The sequence below is a fragment of the Flavobacterium lipolyticum genome (genome assembly GCF_020905335.1).
Lineage (GTDB): Bacteria > Bacteroidota > Bacteroidia > Flavobacteriales > Flavobacteriaceae > Flavobacterium > Flavobacterium lipolyticum.
Genome location: NZ_JAJJMN010000001.1, coordinates 665,485 through 685,405 on the forward strand (window position 1 = coordinate 665,485; position 19,921 = coordinate 685,405).

Sequence of the window (19,921 nt, forward strand, 5' to 3'; positions counted from 1 at the left end):
CTTTTTTATCCACAAATTCTGTTTATATTTGTGCCTTTCGAACAAACAACATAACAATGACTACTTTAAACGAATTGAATGCTATATCTCCAATTGACGGAAGATATAGAAATAAAACCCTTTCATTAGCACCATTTTTCTCTGAGGAAGCTTTAATCAAATACCGGGTACTGGTTGAAATTGAATATTTCATCGCTTTGTGCGAAGTACCTTTGCCACAGCTTTCGGACGTAAATCCTGATCTGTTTGAAAGTTTAAGAAACATCTATAAAAATTTCTCTACTGAAGATGCTCTTTGGATTAAAGAAACCGAAAAAGTAACCAATCACGATGTAAAAGCCGTAGAATACTTTATCAAAGATGCTTTCGAAAAACTGGGTTTATCTCAATACAAAGAATTCATTCACTTCGGATTAACTTCTCAGGATATCAACAACACTGCGATTCCACTTTCAACAAAAGAAGCGTTTGAGCAGGTTTATATGCCTTCGTTAATTGCTTTAATTTCTAAATTAAAAGAACTAAGCGTAGAATGGGCAGCTATTCCAATGTTGGCACGCACACACGGACAGCCTGCTTCTCCTACTCGTTTAGGAAAAGAAATTTTAGTTTTTGTAGAGCGTTTAGAAGAACAAATGCGTTTGTTATTTAATATTCCGTTTGCTGCTAAATTTGGTGGTGCAACCGGAAATTACAATGCACATCACGTAGCTTACCCACAGATCGACTGGAAACAGTTTGGTAATAAATTTGTAGAAACGGATCTTGGCTTACACCATTCCTTCCCTACCACTCAAATCGAACATTATGACCATTTTGCTGCATTCTTCGATGCTTTAAAAAGAATCAATACGATCATCATCGATTTAGATCGTGATATCTGGACGTATGTTTCGATGGATTATTTCAAACAAAAAATCAAAGCGGGAGAAATTGGCTCCTCTGCTATGCCACATAAAGTAAACCCTATTGATTTCGAAAATTCAGAAGGAAACTTAGGAATTGCGAATGCTATTTTTGAGCATTTAGCCGCAAAATTACCGGTTTCGAGATTGCAGCGTGATTTAACAGACAGCACCGTTTTACGTAATATCGGAGTTCCAATGGGACATACCATTATTGCTTTTGAGGCTTCTTTAAAAGGTTTAAACAAATTATTGCTGAATGAAGCTAAATTTGCTGAAGATTTAGAGAAAAACTGGGCTGTTGTAGCCGAAGCAATTCAAACAATCCTTCGTCGTGAGGCTTATCCAAATCCGTATGAAGCCTTGAAAGGTTTAACCAGAACAAATGAAGCAATTGACAAAAATGCCATTCATAATTTTATTGCTACTTTAGAAGTTTCTGATGCTGTCAGAGCCGAATTATTAGCCATTACCCCTAGTAATTATGTGGGAATTTAAAGAAAACCTAAAATATTTTCTCAAAAAAAGCTATCTTTATCGATAGCTTTTTTTATTTACAAATTGTATTAAAAAATTAGTCCTGTTGATTCACTCCACTTTTGTTTTTCAAAGGAGTTCAGTGAATTTATTTGCCATGAAAAACTGTTATTTCCAAACGCCGTATCTTTTTTAGCAAAACACTGAAACAAAAAGCCGGATGATTTTCTTAACAAAAAACACTACTCTATGATCGCATTAAACGCCGCCACCGCATCTACCCACCACTTACAACCTCTAATTAGCGACTTAGGTCTCATCCTGCTGACTGCAGGAATTGCCGTTCTGTTATTTAGATTAATCAAACAACCTCTGGTTTTAGGTTATCTAATAGCGGGTTTTTTGGCCGGAAATCATTTTGATTTCTTTCCTACCATTACTGAAATGAAAAGTGTTGAAGTTTGGGCAGAAATTGGTGTAATCGTTTTACTATTTAGTTTAGGTCTTGAATTTAGTTTTAAAAAGCTAATGAAAGTTGGAGGAACCGCTTCCATAACAGCTATTACTCAAATTGTAACGATGGTCGTCATGGGTTATATGGTCGGGCGCTGGATGGGCTGGGAACAAATGGACAGTATCTTCTTAGGTGTTATACTTTCTATTTCTTCGACAACTATTATCCTGAAAACCTTTGATGAACTAGGCGTAAAAGCTCAAAAATTTGCCGGAATTGTAATTGGGTCTTTAATTGTGCAGGATCTTGTTGCTATTTTGATGATGGTGTTACTTTCAACCATTGCTGTAAGTCAGCAATTTTCAGGAAGTGAACTGATGATGTCTGTGCTAAAACTGATTTTCTTCCTGACCGTATGGTTTCTGGGCGGAATCTTTTTTATCCCAACCTTACTTAAAAAAGCCAAACATTTACTAACAGACGAAATGTTGCTGATTATTTCGCTTGCCCTTTGTTTAACTATGGTAAGTTTTGCCGCAAATGTTGGTTTCTCACCTGCTTTGGGCGCTTTTATCATGGGATCTATCATTGCCGAAACGACTCAGGCAGAGCACATCGAACATCTTATAAAACCTATAAAAGATCTATTTGGAGCTATTTTCTTTGTATCAGTTGGAATGCTTATCGACCCTAAAATGCTATACACGCATGCACTGCCTGTCGCTATTTTAACTTTGGTAACCATCATAGGTCAGTCTGTCAGTTCGACTATTGGTGCATTACTGGCCGGACAACCTTTAAAACAATCTGTACAAACAGGGATGAGTTTATCTCAAATCGGGGAGTTTTCGTTTATCATTGCTACATTGGGAATGACACTAAATGTAACCAGCTCCTTTTTATATCCGGTAGTTGTTGCCGTTTCGGCCATCACTACTTTTACAACGCCGTTTATGGTCAAATATGCCGTGCCATTTTCTGATTTTCTGGAACGAAAACTTCCCAAAAGATGGGTTAAAAACATTAATCGTTACAGTGTCAATGCACAGGCGATAAAATCAGTCAGTGTTTGGCAAAAAGTGCTTAATGCCTATATCATTCAAATCGTTCTGCATACTATTATTATTACAGCAATTATTTTATTATCGGTAAAATTTGTTGCGCCTTTAGTTGCTGAAACAAGATTCGGAAATACATTGGCAGCTCTTATCACCCTGGTAATTATTGCGCCATTCTTATGGGCACTCTCCCTTCGAAGAGTGGCAGTAGAAGAAGTCGATTCTTTATGGGAAGAACGTAAATACCGTGGTGCAATATTGATGCTGATTCTCATTAGAATGAGTCTCGGATTGTTCTTAATCGGATTTTTACTAAACATTTTCTTCTCTCCTTTAGTTGCCTTTATTGCTTTGGTTGTTGCTATTGTGGTCTATCAAATATTCCCTAAAAAATTAAACGAACAATACCATAAAATTGAAAGCCATTTTCTTAAAAATTTAAATGATCGCGAAAACAAAAAAATCGACAGACGTTACGCTAATTTAATGCCATGGGACGGTCACATGTCTTTTTTTGATATTGGGACAGAATCCAATTTAGTGGGTAAAACTCTAGAAGAACTGCGTATTCGTGAATCGATGGGAATCAATATTGCTTACATCAAACGAGGAGATATTACAATTCCAATTCCAACTAAAAACGAACGTCTGTTTCCCGGTGATGAAATTTGTGTTATCGGTACCGATGCTCAGGTTACTGAATTCAATAAATACCTCAATCAAAATGAAATTGAGGCTCCGGCAAAAGTAGAAGAAACAGATATTGTTTTACGTCAATTTGAAGTTTCTCCCGAAGATTTTGTACAAAAAAGCATTGGTCAATTCCGTACAAAAACCAATGGTATGGTGGTTGGAATTGAGCGAAATGGAAATAGGATTCTGAATCCGGAATCAAGCTTAATTTTAGAAAAAAATGATATTCTTTGGGTTGTAGGAGATAAAAAGAAAATGGCCGAATTGGTCAAAAGTCACTAAGGCGCTGAGATACTAAGGTCCTAAGATGCTAAGAAAAAAAAGCTCCATACAAAAAAATGTATGGAGCTTTTTTATAGTAATACCTTATTTAAACGGTTGCATTTTATCGCATTGGCATTCACAATTAGGGTCACTGGTGTTGAGAACAGTTAAATATCTTTGATAAAAACCTCTTCTTGATTGTGTTTTATCACTATCTGCTTTATTGCATTCTAAAGCACCATTGATAATATTAATTGTCGCTCCAAACCCGGGTTTACGTCCCTCATTAATATCCTGTTGGGTAGGCAGCCACTGACCAACCATTACCGCATGACACGAAGGTTTAGGAGCCTGTGGTGTCATCCAAAACCATATAGCAGTCTGGAACGCCAAAGCCGCATCTTTGGCTACATTTTCAGGATTCTTAAGCAGTACGTTTTTATCTCCATATAAAAATTCACTTATCTGCCCATAATTATAATTCCAACTCAACTGTATGGGGCCTCGACCGTGGTAGGATTTCTTTACTACCGGAGGATAAGCCACGTTATTCTCATCTCTGTAACCTGTGGTACTATTTTCATCATAGCCTACCTCTTCACGAAAGTGTAAACCCCATGAATAGGCTCCTCCCGGTGCCGTTGACCAGCCACCCGTAGTTTCATGAGATATATTAGCAAGAAAAGCGGCTAGTTCTCTTTTTCGTACTTCCAAAGAACCAATGCTTATAAAATCTGCATAATCAACTTCTTGTCTCACTACAGTATTATTGTTCCAGGAAGCACTGAAATCGGCATCTTCTTTAATCACTTTTGTTTCATTAGTCGATTTTTTAGTACGGGTTATTTTCTGAAACCACCCTTTTCTTTCGATAACAACCTTTAGGTCTGCCATAAGATCAACTGCTTTCATCAACGCATCGTAGGTATAAAAATCTTTTGAAGGATTCACTATCCAGTTATTGCTCTGCTCTGCTCCATAACGATAAGGGAACAACTCCTGAAATTGCTGTTTACTTATAAGGTCTTTAAGCCCTGCATTATTCCCTGGAGTACTTGGAGTATCCGGCTTTTGAGGTTCTTCACCAGGTTTAGGATTTTCTATCGTAGGATCCTTCTTTTCTTGCAGATTATCATGACTACAAGAAAATAGTACCGAAAAGAAACAAAATAAAACAGGTAAGAAAACAAGTGGCGTAAACCTCCTTAATAAGGTTTGTTTTTTAGTAACATCGCCTTTACAATTCGTATGGTGTTTTTTAGTCATAATGCAATTTTATTTTTTGGATTTGTCCAAATTTCCGATGGTTAACGTTAGTAATCCTCTGCTTTTATTATACAAATTCTGGTAGCCTGTAGTGATTCCTTGTGCAGGTGTACGGGTGACATTCGCAATTTGATCTTTGTATGATTTTATTTCGGCATCTGTCAGAGTGGTAGGATTCATGACTACCAAAAGTGATTTAAAACTTTTCTGCGAATTAGTACTGTTCGGTATTCTTGTTTTATTGGTAAAACGGGGATCATTATAAATAGCCAGACTCTCGGCATCTTTAATCTCTGAAGCAGAAATCGCTCCTGCAAGATACAATTCAATATCGGCAATGTTATTGGATATTCCGCTAAGTATTCCTTTTACTTTATCCCAATGGTATACATAATTTTGGGGAACAGCATAATTGGCCCATCTGTGAAACATCTCATGTAAAATAGGTCCGCCCTGGATATTGTTTAGGTAAAGAAAATAAACTCCTTGTAGTTTACCCGCAGAACCATAATCTTTTGTGTTGTCTGACATACTAAGTCCGATACCCTGTGCATCATTTTTTACCCTTTGATAAATACCATAAGGCATTCCGGCAGGAGGAGTACTTGTTGCATTATTTAATACGATCACAATGAAATCAAAATCATCTTTCAAAACCTGATAAATTTCAGTTTTACAAAGCGTTTTTAGTTTTTCTACGGCTGCTGTTTCATTAACAGTATGGCTGTTCCAGTAATTAAAATCGTTTTGTGATACTTTTAAAATTCCAAACGTATTGGAGGATTCTATACTCAGGTTTGCGGTAACAGCTAATGGAGGTGTCTTTGTCTCGGGATTTGTAGTATCAGGAGTCTTTGATTCAGAATCAACAGAACTATCTCCCTTCTCACAGCTATTGAAAAGAAATAGCATACTTACGAGCGAACCGATCGTTCTGAAGTTTGTTTTAGAAATCATATTATTTTGAGGTTTAGTTACATTTTTTTGAATACCATAAAGGAGTTGCTTTTATTATCGACTCTTGCAAACTGAAATAAGATCCAAATCTTTTGGCGCAATTCAGATTTCAATCGTGAGCCATACAAAGAAATCCTTGTTTAAGCATTCATACAGCGAACTTACAATACAAATCTTTTATTGAGAAAAACAATTCAATAGCTGGCAACTTTTGTTTCATAAGCGGGCGATTAATCACTTTTTGTGTCTACTCTAAACCGCATAATCCCAAAATTATTATTCGACCCCTGAATCCGGAAAAAATAAAGATTCCGAACCTCTAAGAAAAAACTCTTAAAAACTCGGAATCTTTATTAAATCCAATGACTAAAAAACTCAGCCCCTTACTTATTAGGCTGCGGTGTAATACGCAAATAAGGTTTTATTGGTGTATATCCTTTTGGAAATTTCGCAGGAATATCACTATCCGGAACAGCCGGTGTAATCACCACATCTTCTCCGTCTTTCCAGTTGGCGGGAGTGGCTACACTATAGTTGGCTGTTAATTGTAAACTGTCAATAACACGCAGTAACTCGTCAAAATTTCTTCCAGTTGAAGCCGGATAGGTTAAAGTAAGTTTGATTTTTTTATCGGCACCTACTACAAACACAGAGCGCACCGTAAATTTATCACTTGCATTTGGATGCAGCATATCGTATAAAGTCGCAATTCTTTTATCCTCGTCCGCAATGATTGGAAAATTAACGGTTGTATTCTGAGTTTCGTTAATGTCCTTGATCCACTCTAAATGGGAGTCTAAACCATCTACACTTAACGCGATAACTTTTGTATTTCTTTTGGTGAACTCCGGAAGGTAATTGGCAACTGTTCCCAATTCGGTAGTACAAACTGGAGTAAAATCTGAAGGATGCGAAAATAAAACACCCCAGGAATCACCTAACCATTCATGAAATTTAACGGGTCCTTCGGTGGTTTCTGCATGAAAATCCGGAGCGATATCTCCTAATCTTAATGTTGACATAATAGTATATTTTTTAGTTTCTCTAAAATTAGTCAAAAAAAGCACAAAGAAAACACCGATTTTCTAAAAAAAAGTTAAAGTTCTACATTCTCTATCTAATTAGTATTTAAAACTAAATTAAACTCAGAATCCAATACCAAATGCTAAGGGTAACAAATGAAATCGGGATTCCGAAACCAATCATCATACTGCTCAATCTCGGTTTCAATCCATAAGTCGAAGCTAAGATCGCACCTGTAATCATGGGAGCCATGGCCATTTCCATAATGGTTATTTTTATGGCTTCAGAATGCTGCTTTAAAATAAAAACGTATAAAACCAAAATGACCAACGGAACTACTACAAGCCGAAAGAAAAGTCCGAGGCGCAAAAATTGCCAATGCTGGCTTTTTCGGTCAAAAGTAAGCTGTAATCCAACCGAAAGTAAGGCCAAAGGAGTTACAAGGCTCCCTATTTTGACTAAAACAGACTGAATATTGGTATCTAAATCGTATTGAAGAACATTCAACAAACAGGCCACTAAAAATGTAATAAACGGAGGGAATAAGATGATCTTTTTTAAAATGCTAAGGGAATCCGCGCTTCCTTTAGAATAAAAAGCTGCTACAAAAACTCCAAGTGTAGAAACCACTACAAACGTTCCCGGCTGGTCTACAAGAATTGCAGTTTCTAAGCCTTTTTTACCAAACAGAGCCTCAATTATAGGGTAGCCTAAAAAAGAAGAATTGCATAGTCCCGCAGTTAAAATCAAACAGCCAATCAATTTGTTTGACCAGCCTAATCTTCTTCCGAGAAAATGAAAAAATACAAGGGCCAGTAGAAAACCAATCCAGCCCGACAGTATAGGGAACAATAATTCATTGCTCCATTTTATTTTCGGAATATGATACAATGTAATTGCAGGCAGACAGACATAAAGAACGACCTTATTTAAAACCTTATAAAGGTGAGTTGGAAATTGCTTTATGCGTTGTAAAAGTAAACCCAGTGCAAGAAATAGAAATATTTGAATAAAGTTGCTCATATCATTTAGTAGTCACAAAAATAGACATTTATTATGGGATGCATCACACAAATCAGACCGCTTCAATTCTTTTTTTGCTACTTTTAAGATCTAATTTCAAAAACAAATGCAATCGATAAGAGACAATTTTGAACGAATGGCAAGACTTTCAGATGCCGAATGGAATACTTTTTCATCTAAGCTCATCCGGGAAGAATTTCCAAAGAAAACCCCAATACTGAAAGCGGGTACCATCGAAAATTATCTTTCTTTTGTCGAAAAGGGATTGGTAAGATATTACATTCCCGGTGAAGATCACGACCGTACTTTTACTTTTGTATTCGATGGCGAATTTACAAGTGGTTATGATTCGTTTATCACAAGATTACCTGTCACATACACGATTGAAACCCTCGCAGAAACCGTTCTTTGGCGTATATCTTACGAAGATCTTCAGGATATTTATGCCGAAACTAAGATTGGTAATGTAATTGGACGCTTTGCCAGTGAAGGATTGTTTCTTAAAAAAACAAAAAGAGAACTTTCGCTGCTGAACGAATCCGCCGAGCAGCGTTATCTGAATCTGTTTACAGAACAGCCACAGCTCATACAAAGGATTCCTCAAAAATATCTTGCCTCTTATATTGGCATCACTCCACAAGCTTTGAGCAGAATCAGAAAACGCATTTATTAACCCAGGTTCATTGTTTTCAATTGCTTTACTGCGCAACTTTGTTAAAAAAAGATATGGAAACTTTAATTGTGTTACTAGGTGTTTTTACCATTACGTTGCTTTTGATAAAGCTAATCTCAAAAAAAATTGAAATTTTTCAGTCAGCCCGAATTGCCATGGCTGTCATGCTGGTTTTTACAGCTGTAAGTCATTTTGTATTTACCAGGGGAATGGCGATGATGGTCTCTTTTTTGCCCTGGCCAACAACAATTGTTTATGCAACGGGAATTATAGAACTCATGGCAGCAGTGGGCTTATTGATTCCAAAAACGAGAGTGCTTACCGCAAAACTGCTGATTGTATTTTTTATCGTTTTACTTCCTGCCAATATCTATGCAGCCGCACACAGTATCAATTTACAAACAGCCAATTATAGCGGAAAAGGCATTTCTTACTTATGGTTCAGAGTACCGCTGCAACTTTTGTTTATTAGCTGGGTATACCTCTCTTCCATCAAAAAGCAATCTAGTAATAAAGCAGTTACAACTTACTAAAACTCGCATTTTGTGTCACTTTAACCTGAACTTCTTTGCAGCATAGTTTCAAAATAAAATTAATTTTTAGTTAAAACTTTTTTTTGTTTCAAAAAACACCATACATTTGTAACATATTTTATTACAGTATGATTTCAGGTAAGTTTGCCATAACGATTCACATTTTAACTTTGCTCACTAAATTCCCGAACGATTTTTTGTCGTCGGAATTTATTGCAGGAAGTATTAATCTGAATCCGGTTTTGGTGCGAAAAGAAATTGCCAATTTAAAAGCACATCATGTTGTTGAAAGTAAAGAAGGTAAAAACGGCGGTACAAGACTTGCGGTTGATCCTTCGAAAATTACATTGAAAGAAATATTTGAAATGACTTTTGAAACGATCAATCTGGGTTATGCCAAAAATCAGCCTAATCCGGATTGTCCGGTTGGAAAAAAGATCAATCAAAATTTGAGCTCTTTGTATGCTGAAATGAATCAAAAAGTTAGTTTACAATTAGAGGGAGTTTCCTTGGAAGATTTTTCTAATCAATTCTAAAACTATTTTTTTACACAAAACTGTAACATTTTTTATTACTAATTAAATTTATATATTATGAAAATCGCAATTATTGGAGCAACCGGATTTGTAGGTACCGCAATCTTAAACGAACTGGCTAACAGAAATCATGACCTTACGGCTATTGCCAGAAACCCAAAAGACAACTCAAATGCAACGTGGAAAAGTGCAGACATTTTTAATGTAGAAGCTTTGTCTGAAATTTTGAAAGGAAATGATATCGTGATCAATGCTTACAATCCGGGATGGACCAATCCAAATATCTATGATGATTTTATTGCCGGGTCAAAAGCCATTCAGGAAGCGGTAAAAAAATCGGGGGTACAACGTTTTATTACTATCGGAGGAGCGGGAAGTTTGTTTGTTGCTCCGGGCCTACAGGCAGTTGACACACCTGATTTTCCAAAAGAATACCATGCAGGAGCAACGGCAGCTAGAGATTATCTGAATATTTTAAAAGAAGAAAAAGAACTGGATTGGGCTTTCTTTAGTCCTGCTTTCGAAATGCATCAGGGAATCACCACCGGACGAACTGGAAAATACCGTCTAGGATTAGAAAATCCGGTTTTTAATGACGATCAGAGAAGTATTCTATCCGTAGAAGATCTGGCAGTAGTTATTGCTGACGAAGCTGAAACTCCAAAACACCATCAGGTTCGTTTTACCGCAGCTTACTAAATCCTAAGGCGCAAAGGCACATAGGGGCAAAGGGGCAAAGGTTTTATCACTTTGTATCTTTGTACCTATGCCCCTTTGTACTTATGTAGCTTTGAACCTTTGAACCTTTGCAGCTAAAAAAAATCCTTTTTGAAACTGTTTTTGTTTTCTGTACTTTTACACTACCAAAAAGTATACTTTGTCAGCTTCAAAAAAACGATCAAGCAGTTTACACGAAAAAGCCGGAATTTCTCCCCCAGAAATCACCAATGTTTCTGCTATTCAGCAAATTAAAAAAAACAGAAGACAACAACCTTCTTCAAAGGAGTTAATTGATGGTATACTAACCGGAAATATCACGGCTCTGAGTCGTGCTATCACGCTGGTTGAAAGTACGAATCCGGAGCATACCGCAAAAGCAAACGAGGTTATAAAAGGTTGTTTACCGCATGCCAATCAATCGATCCGAATTGGAATCACAGGAGTTCCCGGTGTTGGAAAAAGTACTTTTATTGAAACTTTCGGAAGTTACCTGACTCAATTGGGAAAAAAAGTAGCCGTTCTGGCTGTTGATCCCAGCAGCTCTATTTCACACGGCAGTATTTTAGGGGATAAAACCCGAATGGAAGAACTTGTAAAAGACGAAAATGCTTTTATCAGACCAAGTGCTTCGGGAGATACTTTGGGTGGTGTAGCTCGTAAAACAAGGGAATCGATTATTTTATGTGAAGCCGCAGGTTTTGACACGATTGTTATAGAAACAGTTGGTGTAGGACAAAGTGAAACTGCTGTTCACAGTATGGTGGACTTTTTCTTACTACTAAAAATTTCAGGTGCAGGAGACGAACTTCAGGGTATCAAACGCGGCATTATGGAAATGGCAGATGCAATCGTAATCAACAAAGCCGATGGCGATAACATCAAAAAAGCCAATCAGGCCAAACTGGAATTCAATAGGGCTTTGCATTTGTTTCCACCAAAAAAATCGAACTGGCAGCCAAAAGTCACTACCTGCAGCGCCATTACCAAAGAGGGCATTTCTGAAATCTGGAACACCATTTCTGATTATACGGAAACAACTGGCTCAACCGGCTTCTTTCAGGAAAGACGAAAAGAGCAAAACCAATTCTGGATGATGGAAACCATTGACGAACATTTGAAATCAAACTTTTACAATCATCCTGAGATTATTGGGCAATTGCTACAAATCAAAAAAGCGGTGCAAAATGATGAAATATCACCTTTTGCAGCCGCTCAGTTCTTATTAAATGAATACAAAAACAGCCTTTAATTTCTTAAAACTTTTTTTCATTTACTTCACATTAATAACAAGTGTATAAGTTTCTTCACTTTCTTTAATAGAGTATTTACCGGGAACTAAAATGTTTGAATTGAATTTTAAAGATTTAACTAATTCAGGATCTATAGTCTGTCCTTCAGGTATTACATAAACTTCTCCGTTTCGTAATAATACTTTTTTATGTTCTGGGGTTAAAGCACTTTTTTGAATTTCCATAACAAAATTTCCTTTAACATTTGTAACACGCACCGGTGTTCCATCAGGGGCTGGTTGTACAAAGCTAAAGTTTCCCCATATGTAAAAAATAAAATTACAAAAACCTTCCGGTTGGCTGCAGTCAACATTATGTGCTCCCCAATCTCGCACAATAACGCCTTCATAGTGAGGTAATCTTCTTTGAGTATTGGGCTGATTTTGCTGCTCAGTGTTTGATAATTGAGCATTTTGATCTTCAACAGAGTCGTTATTGCAGCTTATAAAAAAAGCAGCAGACACAAAAACTAACATTACTTTTAGCACTTCAGATTTTTTTTGTTGTATTCTTTTCATAATAAATAATTTAATTGTCCCTACTCTATCTTTGGCTTTTCGGGTTACGCCTTTTGGTTTAGTATAGATCAATTAAATTTATTCTTTGTTACCCCTATTTTTAGATTTTAACAAAAAAAAGCTGCTAAGTACTTCCATACTTAGCAGCTTTTTTTTTACAATAAACTGAAAATTACTTTTTCTTATCCCTCAGTTTATATTTATTTTCTTTATATAAATTTCCTGCTGTAATAACATGTGCCAAAGCATCTTTTGCTAAATCTTCATTTAATTTAACGGAAATTAAAGTGGTGTCGTTTTTGATTTCAAACTGTAAAGGTTTCAAATTAGGCTGCATAATTACCACCTGATTCTCGACTCTGAAGGCATTGATATCATTGAACTGCATAATTGATCTTCCCTGCGTTTTTGGATCTAATTTATTTAGATTTCTTCCTACCATCGGAGTTTCAAACGGTAATCCCAAATAGCTCAACAAAGTTGGCGGAATATCAATCTGACTTGCTAATTTACTGTAAACCGTTCCTTTTTTAACTCCTGGTCCCATGATCAGAGCCGGAATATGAAACTTATTGATTGGCACTAAATTTTTACCATAGGTTCTGGTATTATGGTCCGCGATTACGATAAAAATGGTGTTTTTGAAATAAGGCTCTTTTTTAGCCATTTCGAAAAATTTACCAATCGAGAAATCGGCATACTTCATGGCATTATTTACCGTTGCAGGTTTAGCATCATAAGGTTTGATACGTCCTGCAGGATATTCAAAAGGTTCATGATTGGAAGTCGAAAACATTAAAGAAAAGAATGGTTTATCTCCTTTTGCTTTAAAATAATTATTGGCTTTGGTTACCAGATCTTCATCTGAATACCCCCAGGTTCCTTTAAAAGCGTATTTGTTTCCGTCTGATTCAAAATCTTCCTGATCTACGATATCCTGAAATCCATTTCCGTTAAAAAAGGAAGCCATATTATCGAAATTCGCCATTCCGCCATAAATAAAACTGGTTTCGTACCCTTTTTGTTTCAGTGCATCGGCTAAGGTGAAAAATCCTTGCTGCGAGTTTCCTAATTTCACAACACTTTCTGAAGGCGAAGGTAAAAATCCGGTCACTACTGCTTCGATTCCACGTACGCTTCGGGTTCCTGTACAATACAAGTTGGTAAACAATAATCCTTCTTTTGACAGTTTATCGAATTCAGGCGTTAAAGGTTTCCCTCCTAAAATTCCAACGTACTCCGCTCCTAAACTCTCCTGTAGAAAAATAACCAAATTGTAAGGTTTCTTCAAAAGTGTGTCCGGTTGCTGTACATGTAAAAACGGAATTTCAGCATCTGTAAAATCACCAGGTCCGGTGATCATGTATTTTTTAACACGGGCAATGGCCTCGGCTTCTTCCATCTTACCATACATCTTGGTGTTTCCTTCGTTTTTAATGGAATACGCCGCAAAAGCAACGGTATAAAAAGAATTCAACCCTAAAGTATTAGTCAACTGATCTGTTGAGAAAACAGCATTACTGGCATTGATCGGACGTTTTGAGGTAAGACTTGAACGTGCTCCAAAAAACAATAAAAAAGCCAATAACGGAAAAACCATTAATTTAAATTTATAGTCTGAACTACTCGTGTAGAAGTATTTTTTTCCTTTTTTGAAGGCAAAATACAAGACTACTCCCAAAATTAAAAAAGTCACAATGATCGAAGTCAGATAACTTTTAAGAAGCATTCCGACTACTTCTTTTGGATAGATCAGATAATCTAAGAAAATCTTATTAGGACGGGTGTCGTATTGTTTTACAAAATCCGGCGTTGCCAACTCTACAAACAGAATCAGAAACAACAATAAAAAACTATAAATTACAAGAAATTTATTGGTAAACTTCGATGCTTTATCAGGCAGAAAAGTAATTAAAACTGCCGGCAGGAAAGACATATAGCAAAGTAAAATCAAATCCATTCGAAGTCCGATTGGAAAAATGTACCAGAAATTTGGTGTTTCTGTTACTCTGTCTTTAAAAATAAAAAACAAAAATAATCGGCTTAAGGTAGTAATCAGTAACCCAATCGCAATAAAATTGACGATGGGTTTTAAAAAACTTAATTTTTTCATTAATGTGTGGTATTTTAACGTAAAAAACTGGCGGAATTTACTCTTCGTAACGGTTTATTTCACGATCGTAAAACTCGTTTGCCAAAACAATTAGGCCTTCCATTTCAGCATTTAACTCTGCTTCATCAAGATCTTCTGCTTCTTCCATGAATTCTACCTCATCATCTTTTAAATTGATAATGAATCTTGGATAATCCAGGTGAATGATGAAAATATCATCTGGAAAATCAGTATTGTCTCCGAGTAAAAATTTAGGTAATTCCATTTGTATTGATTTATTATTTTTATGTATTGGCTCACCAATTGCAGCGGTTTTAAGGGGTTTTAAAATCTCTTTTTAGCTGCAACTGATTCTTTTGCAGTCCAAATTTAAGTATTTGAAACTGAATTTCTGATTAATTTTTTAGTCAGGTAATGAAATCTAAGATAAAGAAATATTGCAGCAGTCGTTAATCCCGCCAAAAGTCCTATCCAAACTCCCTGCGCTTTTAGCTCTGTATATTCAGCAAGGTAATAGGAAATCGGAAAACCAACGATCCAATAGGCTACAAATGTAATGTACATCGGGATTTTTACATCCTGTAATCCACGTAATGCTCCCAGAACAACCACCTGAATTCCATCAGAAATTTGAAAAACGGCTGCTATTAAAAGTAATTTTGACGCGATACCGATTACCTCGTTGTTATCCAGAAGCTGCCCTCCGTTTTCCATATTCAAAAACATATGAGGCAGGAAATCATGAAACGCTACAAAGAGAATCGCAAAGAATGTTTCGATGATAATCGCGAGCAAAAAGATCGAACGCGCTACCACCACTAAGTTTTTATAGTCCATCAAACCTCTTTGATTGCTTACTCTAATCATCGAAGTTACACTTAATCCCATAGCAAACATAAAAGTCATTGACGCCAGACTTAAAGCAATTTGATTGGCGGCCTGACTGGTTTTTCCAATGTTTCCGCAAAGCCAGATCGACGCAGTAAACAAAACCACTTCAAAAAGCATTTGCATTGCCGATGGAAATCCGATACTGATTATTTTTTTAAGGGTCTCTTTTTTGATTTGATTAAAACTAAAGTTTTTAAAGAAACGTTTCAAATCGTTTCTTCTTGAAAGCATGATGTGCATGAACATCACTAAAAATATTCTTGAAATCACCGTCCCCAATGCTGCTCCGATAATTCCCATTTTTGGAAAAATCCAGATTCCGTAGATCAACATGTAGTTGATTCCAACGTGCAGCACATTGGCCATAATCATCGCATACATGGAATATTTGGTCAGTGAAAGTCCGTCGGCAAATTGTTTGTACCCCTGATACACAATTAATGGGATCAAAGAAAAGGCAACCCAATCCAGATACGGTTTCGCAAGAGCAATTACATCGGCTGGCTGCTCTAGTAACTCCATTAACGGTTTGGCCAAAACAATAACTCCAAAAAGTATCAGTCCTAACAAGATGCATAAAAACAATCCGTGATGAAACGCGGAACGAATTTTACTATCATTTTTTTCGGCGTCACCTTCTGCTACAATTGGTGTAATGGCAGTCGAAAAACCAATCCCTAACGACATGGCGATAAAAATCAAACTGTTTCCTAACGAAACGGCTGCCAATTCTGTACTTCCTAACTTTCCTACCATTATATTGTCGACAATTCCTATTAGGGTATGTCCGACCATTCCTAATATAATGGGGTATGCTAATTTTAAATTATATGAAAACTCTTTGGTATACTGCTTAAAATTCACTTCACTTCTTTTTTAGTCGGCAAAGATAATCAGAAGCTTTGGATTCTTTGTTACGATTAAAAACATAAGCTAATATTAAGTGCTTTTTAAGAGACACCGATATTATATAACAAATCCTAAAAATTATATAACAGAATGTTAAGATTCTGAAACTAATTTTACACTATTAGAAATTCAAAAATGATTGTCATGAGAAATTTAAAAATGTTATGCCTTGCTGCTTTTGCTTTCTTATACGCCAATACCACTTTCGCTCAGGACAGTACCGTTAAGAATTATGATCAGGGTTTTAGATTAGGCTTTGGTTTAAATGGTGGTATCCCGACGGATAATGACTATAAATGGTCACTTGGCGGAGATGTTCGTCTGCAGTACGATTTATCTAAAAAAACATCGCTAACCTTAACAACAGGTTTTACAAATCTGTTTATGAAAAATGACGCAAAAGATCTTGGATTCATTCCGGCAAAAGCAGGTTTTAAAGCTTTTATCTGGGAAGATCAGTTTTATGTTTTGGGAGAAGTAGGTGCCGGTTTTGCTGTCACAAACGGGTATGACGATACTACTTTTTTATGGGCACCGGGAATTGGCTATGCCAACAAATACATTGATATCAGTGTCCGTTATGAAGATTATAATAAATTCAAAACCAATCAGGTTGCTTTACGTTTAGCTTATGGTTTTGATTTATAAAGATTAAGTTTAATTTATTTTTTTGTTTTTGGTATGAACCCGGTAGAAGTTAAATTCTATCGGGTTTGGTGTTTTTAGGAACACGGTACAAAATCAAATCCGACAAGTTTTAAAAGCCTGTCGGATTTTGTTTTTTTGGGGCTACTCTTTTAATGATCAGTAAAACCTGATAATTTATATAGGTTTTTTCTTTCTTTTTTATATGCATCAGATTTAATTATTGAGTAAATTAATGGTATTATTCTTATTTAAAAGCCAGATGTTATGAAAAAGCAATTTTTAATGCCCGTATTTTTTACACTAGTGCTATTTTGCTCTTGTGATGATGGTGAAGTTGTACAAACGGAAAATGCAGCTGTAAACACTGATGAGAACCATTTGAAGACCGTATCCGCCACAGAATCGGTTACTTTTTTAAAAGATTTTCAGCAACAGCAGTCTACCCAAAAAAACGCTAACTTTAACCTGACAATAGATTTTCAATCTATAGAACAGATTGATATAACGGATACTGACGCTAAACTAACGGTTGTGAAGGCAGAAACTGGCCTGGACAATGTAGATTCTAGTATTTTACAAATCAGGATCAATGGAGAATTGCAGACTGTACTTTTTAATTTAATTCCCGAAGAGGGATTCAATAATAAAAAAACAGGAAAGGTGATAGAGCGTTATGGTGAATTTAGCGGTGCTGTTGTGGTTACCGATTTGAGAGGGGCCGTTCTGAACGATTTCATTTATAAATCCGGAAATTTGCTTGGAGAAGTGAAGTCTCCGGGTCCTGACCCGATTCCGCTGAACAACGTCAATGTATATCCTAAACCTAAAATAACTGACATCATTTTTCCCTATATTAAACCGGGCTATCGCTTTAGAGGCGAAGGCAGTCCGACCAATTATGCCAGTATGGGAGTGGCTTTTGCCAGTTATTATGCCACAGCAATGGTTAACGAAATTGAAAAAAGAATAACCGATAAAAACCTGACGCCCTGCCAGAAAGCAGTACTCGAAAAACTAAAAGCCAACAAAAATGTCGATATCGCCAGAATGCTTGCGAGATTGGGAGCCAATAGTCCTTATACGTTGAATATCACAACAGGAGATTTTAAAGAACCGGCCACTACCAGATATACGCAAAAATCTCCTATATCAAGATTTGATTATACGACGATCATTAGTAACGATTATACGGACAGAACAGCATTGTCTTTGGCCGGAAATATTCTTCATGAAGTGGTACATGCTTATTTTTTTAGCCTTCAGGATCAGGTCGCCGCTCAGGGAAGCTCTGCGCCGCTAACTGAATTCCCTGCTCTTTTTGAGGTATACATACAACAAAAAGCTCCCAAGGGTGCCTGGATGACTCCTGATTTACAGCACAAACAAATGGCAGAAACCTATGTCAATGCCATTGCAGCTGCCCTTCAGGAATTTCAAACGGGAAATAGTGCCGCGACTTCTATCAAACAGGAATATCTAGATTTGGCTTGGGGAGGTTTATATAAAACACCTGTGTTCGATCAAACTTTTCCGGAAGGGTCGGCGGACAGGAGTAGAATTTTAAATAGACTTATTTGTGAACAACAAGGGATTGATACCCAAAATCATGGAGGAGAAAGACAATATCCGCTTGGTTCAAAGTGTGATGATTATATAAAAAGTAAGTAGCTATGAAAAAAAAACTTTTTGTTCTATTAATGATGATTTGTGTTACTATAATGTATCCACAAGTAAACAAAGATAAGTATGATGCGATTAACACTTATCTCTCATTAATAGTTAAGGACACAACGAAAACAATTGTGGTAGTCAAGGAAAAAATGAGTTCAAATGGAGCTTTAAAGTTGTTTTCAGGAGGAAAACTTAATGGTATTCCTTTTAGCAGAGTAAATGGTATTCAGGAAAGATTAGGAGGGATTTTAGAGCCCCTTTATGATGAAACTGATTTTCAGAAAATGAGAAAGAAATATCAAGATGACACAAATGAGGGTAAATATGAACTTGCAAAAAATGCAAATTGGAGTGCGAAAGATTTTAAGTTAAAAAATATTTATCTTGAAGCTTTTGATACTATTATGTACAAAAAAGGAAAAGAATTATTTGATTATAAGTATCATGCACAATTAATAATTTTATCAGAACCAATGTATTATAAAGATAAAAAGCATTTGGTAATTGCTATTGCTATTGGAGATACGAGTCCTCTGGGGTATTTTGATGATCATGTTGTTGTAATGAAAAAAATAAATAACAGGTGGCAGGTGATTAAAAGAGGTGAGAAATACTGGGTTGAATAACTTTTTTTGTGATGAAAAAAAAACTTTTTGTTCTATTAATGATGATTTGCGTTACTATAATGTATCCACAAGCAAAGAAAGATAAATACAACGCCATCAATACTTATCTCTCATCAATAATTAAAGACACAACTAAAACAATTGTAATAATCAAAGAAAAAATGAGTTCAAATGGAGCTTTAAAGTTGTTTTCAGGAGGGAAACTTAATGATATTCCTTTTAATAGGGTAAATGGTATCCAGGAAAGACTTGGAGGAATTTTAGAACCTCTTTATAAGGAAAATGATTTTCAGAAAATGCGTAAGAAATATCAGGATGATGTAAATGATGGCAAATACAATCTCGCTAAGAATGCAAAGTGGAATCCTGAAGACTTTAAGTTTAAAAATATCTTTTTCGAAACTTTTGATACTATAATCTATAAAATGGGAAAAGGAATACCTAATTACCCCTACACTACACAAATGATCTCTTTATCTGAACCTATGTATTATAAAGGAAGAAAGTACTTAGTTATCGCTGTTGCCATTGGAGATACCACTCCTATTGGTTATCTTAATGATTATGTCATCGTAATGAAAAAAGTAAATAATAGATGGACCGTTATTGAAAAAGGACAACCCTATCAGTATTATTAACCTAAGACATTAGATTATTGTCATGTGTAATTTGTT

At 36.0% G+C, this 19,921-nt stretch carries 19 protein-coding genes; 11 read left to right on the forward strand and 8 right to left on the reverse strand.

The features are described 5' to 3' along the window. The first annotated feature begins 56 nt into the window (after positions 1-56). Together purB and LNQ34_RS02840 are read left to right on the forward strand one after the other, a co-directional pair. Positions 57-1,403 carry an adenylosuccinate lyase gene (gene purB / locus LNQ34_RS02835; protein ID WP_017495141.1) on the forward strand — a complete coding sequence of 449 codons (1,347 nt, stop codon included), beginning with the start codon at positions 57-59 and terminating at the stop codon, positions 1,401-1,403. Between the two features lie 228 nt (positions 1,404-1,631). Then, a complete protein-coding gene (locus LNQ34_RS02840; protein ID WP_202701128.1) occupies positions 1,632-3,869 on the forward strand; it encodes a cation:proton antiporter domain-containing protein in 2,238 nt (745 codons plus the stop codon). 84 nt (positions 3,870-3,953) lie between these two features. Here the strand turns inward: LNQ34_RS02840 and LNQ34_RS02845 are convergent, their stop codons facing one another. From LNQ34_RS02845 to LNQ34_RS02860, 4 genes are all read right to left on the reverse strand, one after another. Continuing rightward, positions 3,954-5,117 (reverse strand): chitinase, encoded by a 1,164-nt coding sequence (locus LNQ34_RS02845; protein WP_202701124.1) that lies wholly within the window; start codon positions 5,115-5,117, stop codon positions 3,954-3,956. A 9-nt stretch (positions 5,118-5,126) separates the two neighbouring features. After that, positions 5,127-6,074 (reverse strand): hypothetical protein, encoded by a 948-nt coding sequence (locus tag LNQ34_RS02850; RefSeq protein ID WP_202701122.1) that lies wholly within the window; start codon positions 6,072-6,074, stop codon positions 5,127-5,129. 383 nt (positions 6,075-6,457) lie between these two features. After that, the gene (locus LNQ34_RS02855) at positions 6,458-7,096 is read right to left on the reverse strand and encodes a peroxiredoxin (protein ID WP_017495137.1); all 639 of its coding nucleotides are present in this window, start codon (positions 7,094-7,096) and stop codon (positions 6,458-6,460) included. Positions 7,097-7,208: 112 nt separating this feature from the next. Next, a complete protein-coding gene (locus LNQ34_RS02860; RefSeq protein ID WP_202701120.1) occupies positions 7,209-8,120 on the reverse strand; it encodes an AEC family transporter in 912 nt (303 codons plus the stop codon). Positions 8,121-8,226: 106 nt separating this feature from the next. Between LNQ34_RS02860 and LNQ34_RS02865 the strand changes: the two genes are divergently transcribed. From LNQ34_RS02865 to meaB, 5 genes are all read left to right on the forward strand, one after another. Next, the gene (locus LNQ34_RS02865) at positions 8,227-8,793 is read left to right on the forward strand and encodes a Crp/Fnr family transcriptional regulator (RefSeq protein WP_202701118.1); all 567 of its coding nucleotides are present in this window, start codon (positions 8,227-8,229) and stop codon (positions 8,791-8,793) included. Between the two features lie 53 nt (positions 8,794-8,846). Then, positions 8,847-9,326: a DoxX family protein gene (locus tag LNQ34_RS02870; RefSeq protein ID WP_229998606.1), complete on the forward strand. Its 480-nt coding sequence runs from the start codon at positions 8,847-8,849 to the stop codon at positions 9,324-9,326. 128 nt (positions 9,327-9,454) lie between these two features. Continuing rightward, positions 9,455-9,862: an Rrf2 family transcriptional regulator gene (locus tag LNQ34_RS02875; protein WP_202701114.1), complete on the forward strand. Its 408-nt coding sequence runs from the start codon at positions 9,455-9,457 to the stop codon at positions 9,860-9,862. 57 nt (positions 9,863-9,919) lie between these two features. Next, positions 9,920-10,561 (forward strand): NAD(P)-dependent oxidoreductase, encoded by a 642-nt coding sequence (locus tag LNQ34_RS02880; RefSeq protein WP_229998607.1) that lies wholly within the window; start codon positions 9,920-9,922, stop codon positions 10,559-10,561. Positions 10,562-10,739: 178 nt separating this feature from the next. Next, a complete protein-coding gene (meaB, locus tag LNQ34_RS02885) occupies positions 10,740-11,831 on the forward strand; it encodes a methylmalonyl Co-A mutase-associated GTPase MeaB (protein WP_202701110.1) in 1,092 nt (363 codons plus the stop codon). Positions 11,832-11,852: 21 nt separating this feature from the next. Here the strand turns inward: meaB and LNQ34_RS02890 are convergent, their stop codons facing one another. From LNQ34_RS02890 to LNQ34_RS02905, 4 genes are all read right to left on the reverse strand, one after another. Next, the gene (locus LNQ34_RS02890; RefSeq protein WP_229998608.1) at positions 11,853-12,389 is read right to left on the reverse strand and encodes a hypothetical protein; all 537 of its coding nucleotides are present in this window, start codon (positions 12,387-12,389) and stop codon (positions 11,853-11,855) included. A 172-nt stretch (positions 12,390-12,561) separates the two neighbouring features. Further along, positions 12,562-14,502: an LTA synthase family protein gene (locus LNQ34_RS02895; protein WP_229998609.1), complete on the reverse strand. Its 1,941-nt coding sequence runs from the start codon at positions 14,500-14,502 to the stop codon at positions 12,562-12,564. A 37-nt stretch (positions 14,503-14,539) separates the two neighbouring features. Then, positions 14,540-14,767 (reverse strand): hypothetical protein, encoded by a 228-nt coding sequence (locus LNQ34_RS02900; protein ID WP_017495128.1) that lies wholly within the window; start codon positions 14,765-14,767, stop codon positions 14,540-14,542. 104 nt (positions 14,768-14,871) lie between these two features. Then, entirely contained in the window at positions 14,872-16,257 is a 1,386-nt protein-coding gene (locus tag LNQ34_RS02905; RefSeq protein ID WP_202701106.1) for an MATE family efflux transporter, read from the reverse strand. Positions 16,258-16,446: 189 nt separating this feature from the next. Between LNQ34_RS02905 and LNQ34_RS02910 the strand changes: the two genes are divergently transcribed. From LNQ34_RS02910 to LNQ34_RS02925, 4 genes are all read left to right on the forward strand, one after another. Then, a complete protein-coding gene (locus LNQ34_RS02910) occupies positions 16,447-16,950 on the forward strand; it encodes a hypothetical protein (RefSeq protein ID WP_202701104.1) in 504 nt (167 codons plus the stop codon). A gap of 264 nt (positions 16,951-17,214) precedes the next feature. Then, a complete protein-coding gene (locus tag LNQ34_RS02915) occupies positions 17,215-18,618 on the forward strand; it encodes a hypothetical protein (RefSeq protein ID WP_229998610.1) in 1,404 nt (467 codons plus the stop codon). Between the two features lie 2 nt (positions 18,619-18,620). Then, on the forward strand, positions 18,621-19,247 hold the full coding sequence (locus LNQ34_RS02920) for a hypothetical protein (protein WP_229998611.1): 627 nt from the start codon (positions 18,621-18,623) through the stop codon (positions 19,245-19,247). A gap of 11 nt (positions 19,248-19,258) precedes the next feature. Then, positions 19,259-19,885: a hypothetical protein gene (locus tag LNQ34_RS02925; protein ID WP_229998612.1), complete on the forward strand. Its 627-nt coding sequence runs from the start codon at positions 19,259-19,261 to the stop codon at positions 19,883-19,885. Positions 19,886-19,921: the final 36 nt, after the last annotated feature.

What these genes read in the sequence shown, in the direction of transcription:
- purB (WP_017495141.1), top strand. Translation starts at nt 57, where the DNA reads ATGACTACTTTAAACGAATTGAATGCTATATCTCCAATTGACGGAAGA.
- LNQ34_RS02840 (WP_202701128.1), top strand. Translation starts at nt 1,632, where the DNA reads ATGATCGCATTAAACGCCGCCACCGCATCTACCCACCACTTACAACCT.
- LNQ34_RS02845 (WP_202701124.1), bottom strand. Translation starts at nt 5,117, where the DNA reads ATGACTAAAAAACACCATACGAATTGTAAAGGCGATGTTACTAAAAAA.
- LNQ34_RS02850 (WP_202701122.1), bottom strand. Translation starts at nt 6,074, where the DNA reads ATGATTTCTAAAACAAACTTCAGAACGATCGGTTCGCTCGTAAGTATG.
- LNQ34_RS02855 (WP_017495137.1), bottom strand. Translation starts at nt 7,096, where the DNA reads ATGTCAACATTAAGATTAGGAGATATCGCTCCGGATTTTCATGCAGAA.
- LNQ34_RS02860 (WP_202701120.1), bottom strand. Translation starts at nt 8,120, where the DNA reads ATGAGCAACTTTATTCAAATATTTCTATTTCTTGCACTGGGTTTACTT.
- LNQ34_RS02865 (WP_202701118.1), top strand. Translation starts at nt 8,227, where the DNA reads ATGCAATCGATAAGAGACAATTTTGAACGAATGGCAAGACTTTCAGAT.
- LNQ34_RS02870 (WP_229998606.1), top strand. Translation starts at nt 8,847, where the DNA reads ATGGAAACTTTAATTGTGTTACTAGGTGTTTTTACCATTACGTTGCTT.
- LNQ34_RS02875 (WP_202701114.1), top strand. Translation starts at nt 9,455, where the DNA reads ATGATTTCAGGTAAGTTTGCCATAACGATTCACATTTTAACTTTGCTC.
- LNQ34_RS02880 (WP_229998607.1), top strand. Translation starts at nt 9,920, where the DNA reads ATGAAAATCGCAATTATTGGAGCAACCGGATTTGTAGGTACCGCAATC.
- LNQ34_RS02890 (WP_229998608.1), bottom strand. Translation starts at nt 12,389, where the DNA reads ATGAAAAGAATACAACAAAAAAAATCTGAAGTGCTAAAAGTAATGTTA.
- LNQ34_RS02895 (WP_229998609.1), bottom strand. Translation starts at nt 14,502, where the DNA reads ATGAAAAAATTAAGTTTTTTAAAACCCATCGTCAATTTTATTGCGATT.
- LNQ34_RS02900 (WP_017495128.1), bottom strand. Translation starts at nt 14,767, where the DNA reads ATGGAATTACCTAAATTTTTACTCGGAGACAATACTGATTTTCCAGAT.
- LNQ34_RS02910 (WP_202701104.1), top strand. Translation starts at nt 16,447, where the DNA reads ATGAGAAATTTAAAAATGTTATGCCTTGCTGCTTTTGCTTTCTTATAC.
- LNQ34_RS02915 (WP_229998610.1), top strand. Translation starts at nt 17,215, where the DNA reads ATGAAAAAGCAATTTTTAATGCCCGTATTTTTTACACTAGTGCTATTT.
- LNQ34_RS02920 (WP_229998611.1), top strand. Translation starts at nt 18,621, where the DNA reads ATGAAAAAAAAACTTTTTGTTCTATTAATGATGATTTGTGTTACTATA.
- LNQ34_RS02925 (WP_229998612.1), top strand. Translation starts at nt 19,259, where the DNA reads ATGAAAAAAAAACTTTTTGTTCTATTAATGATGATTTGCGTTACTATA.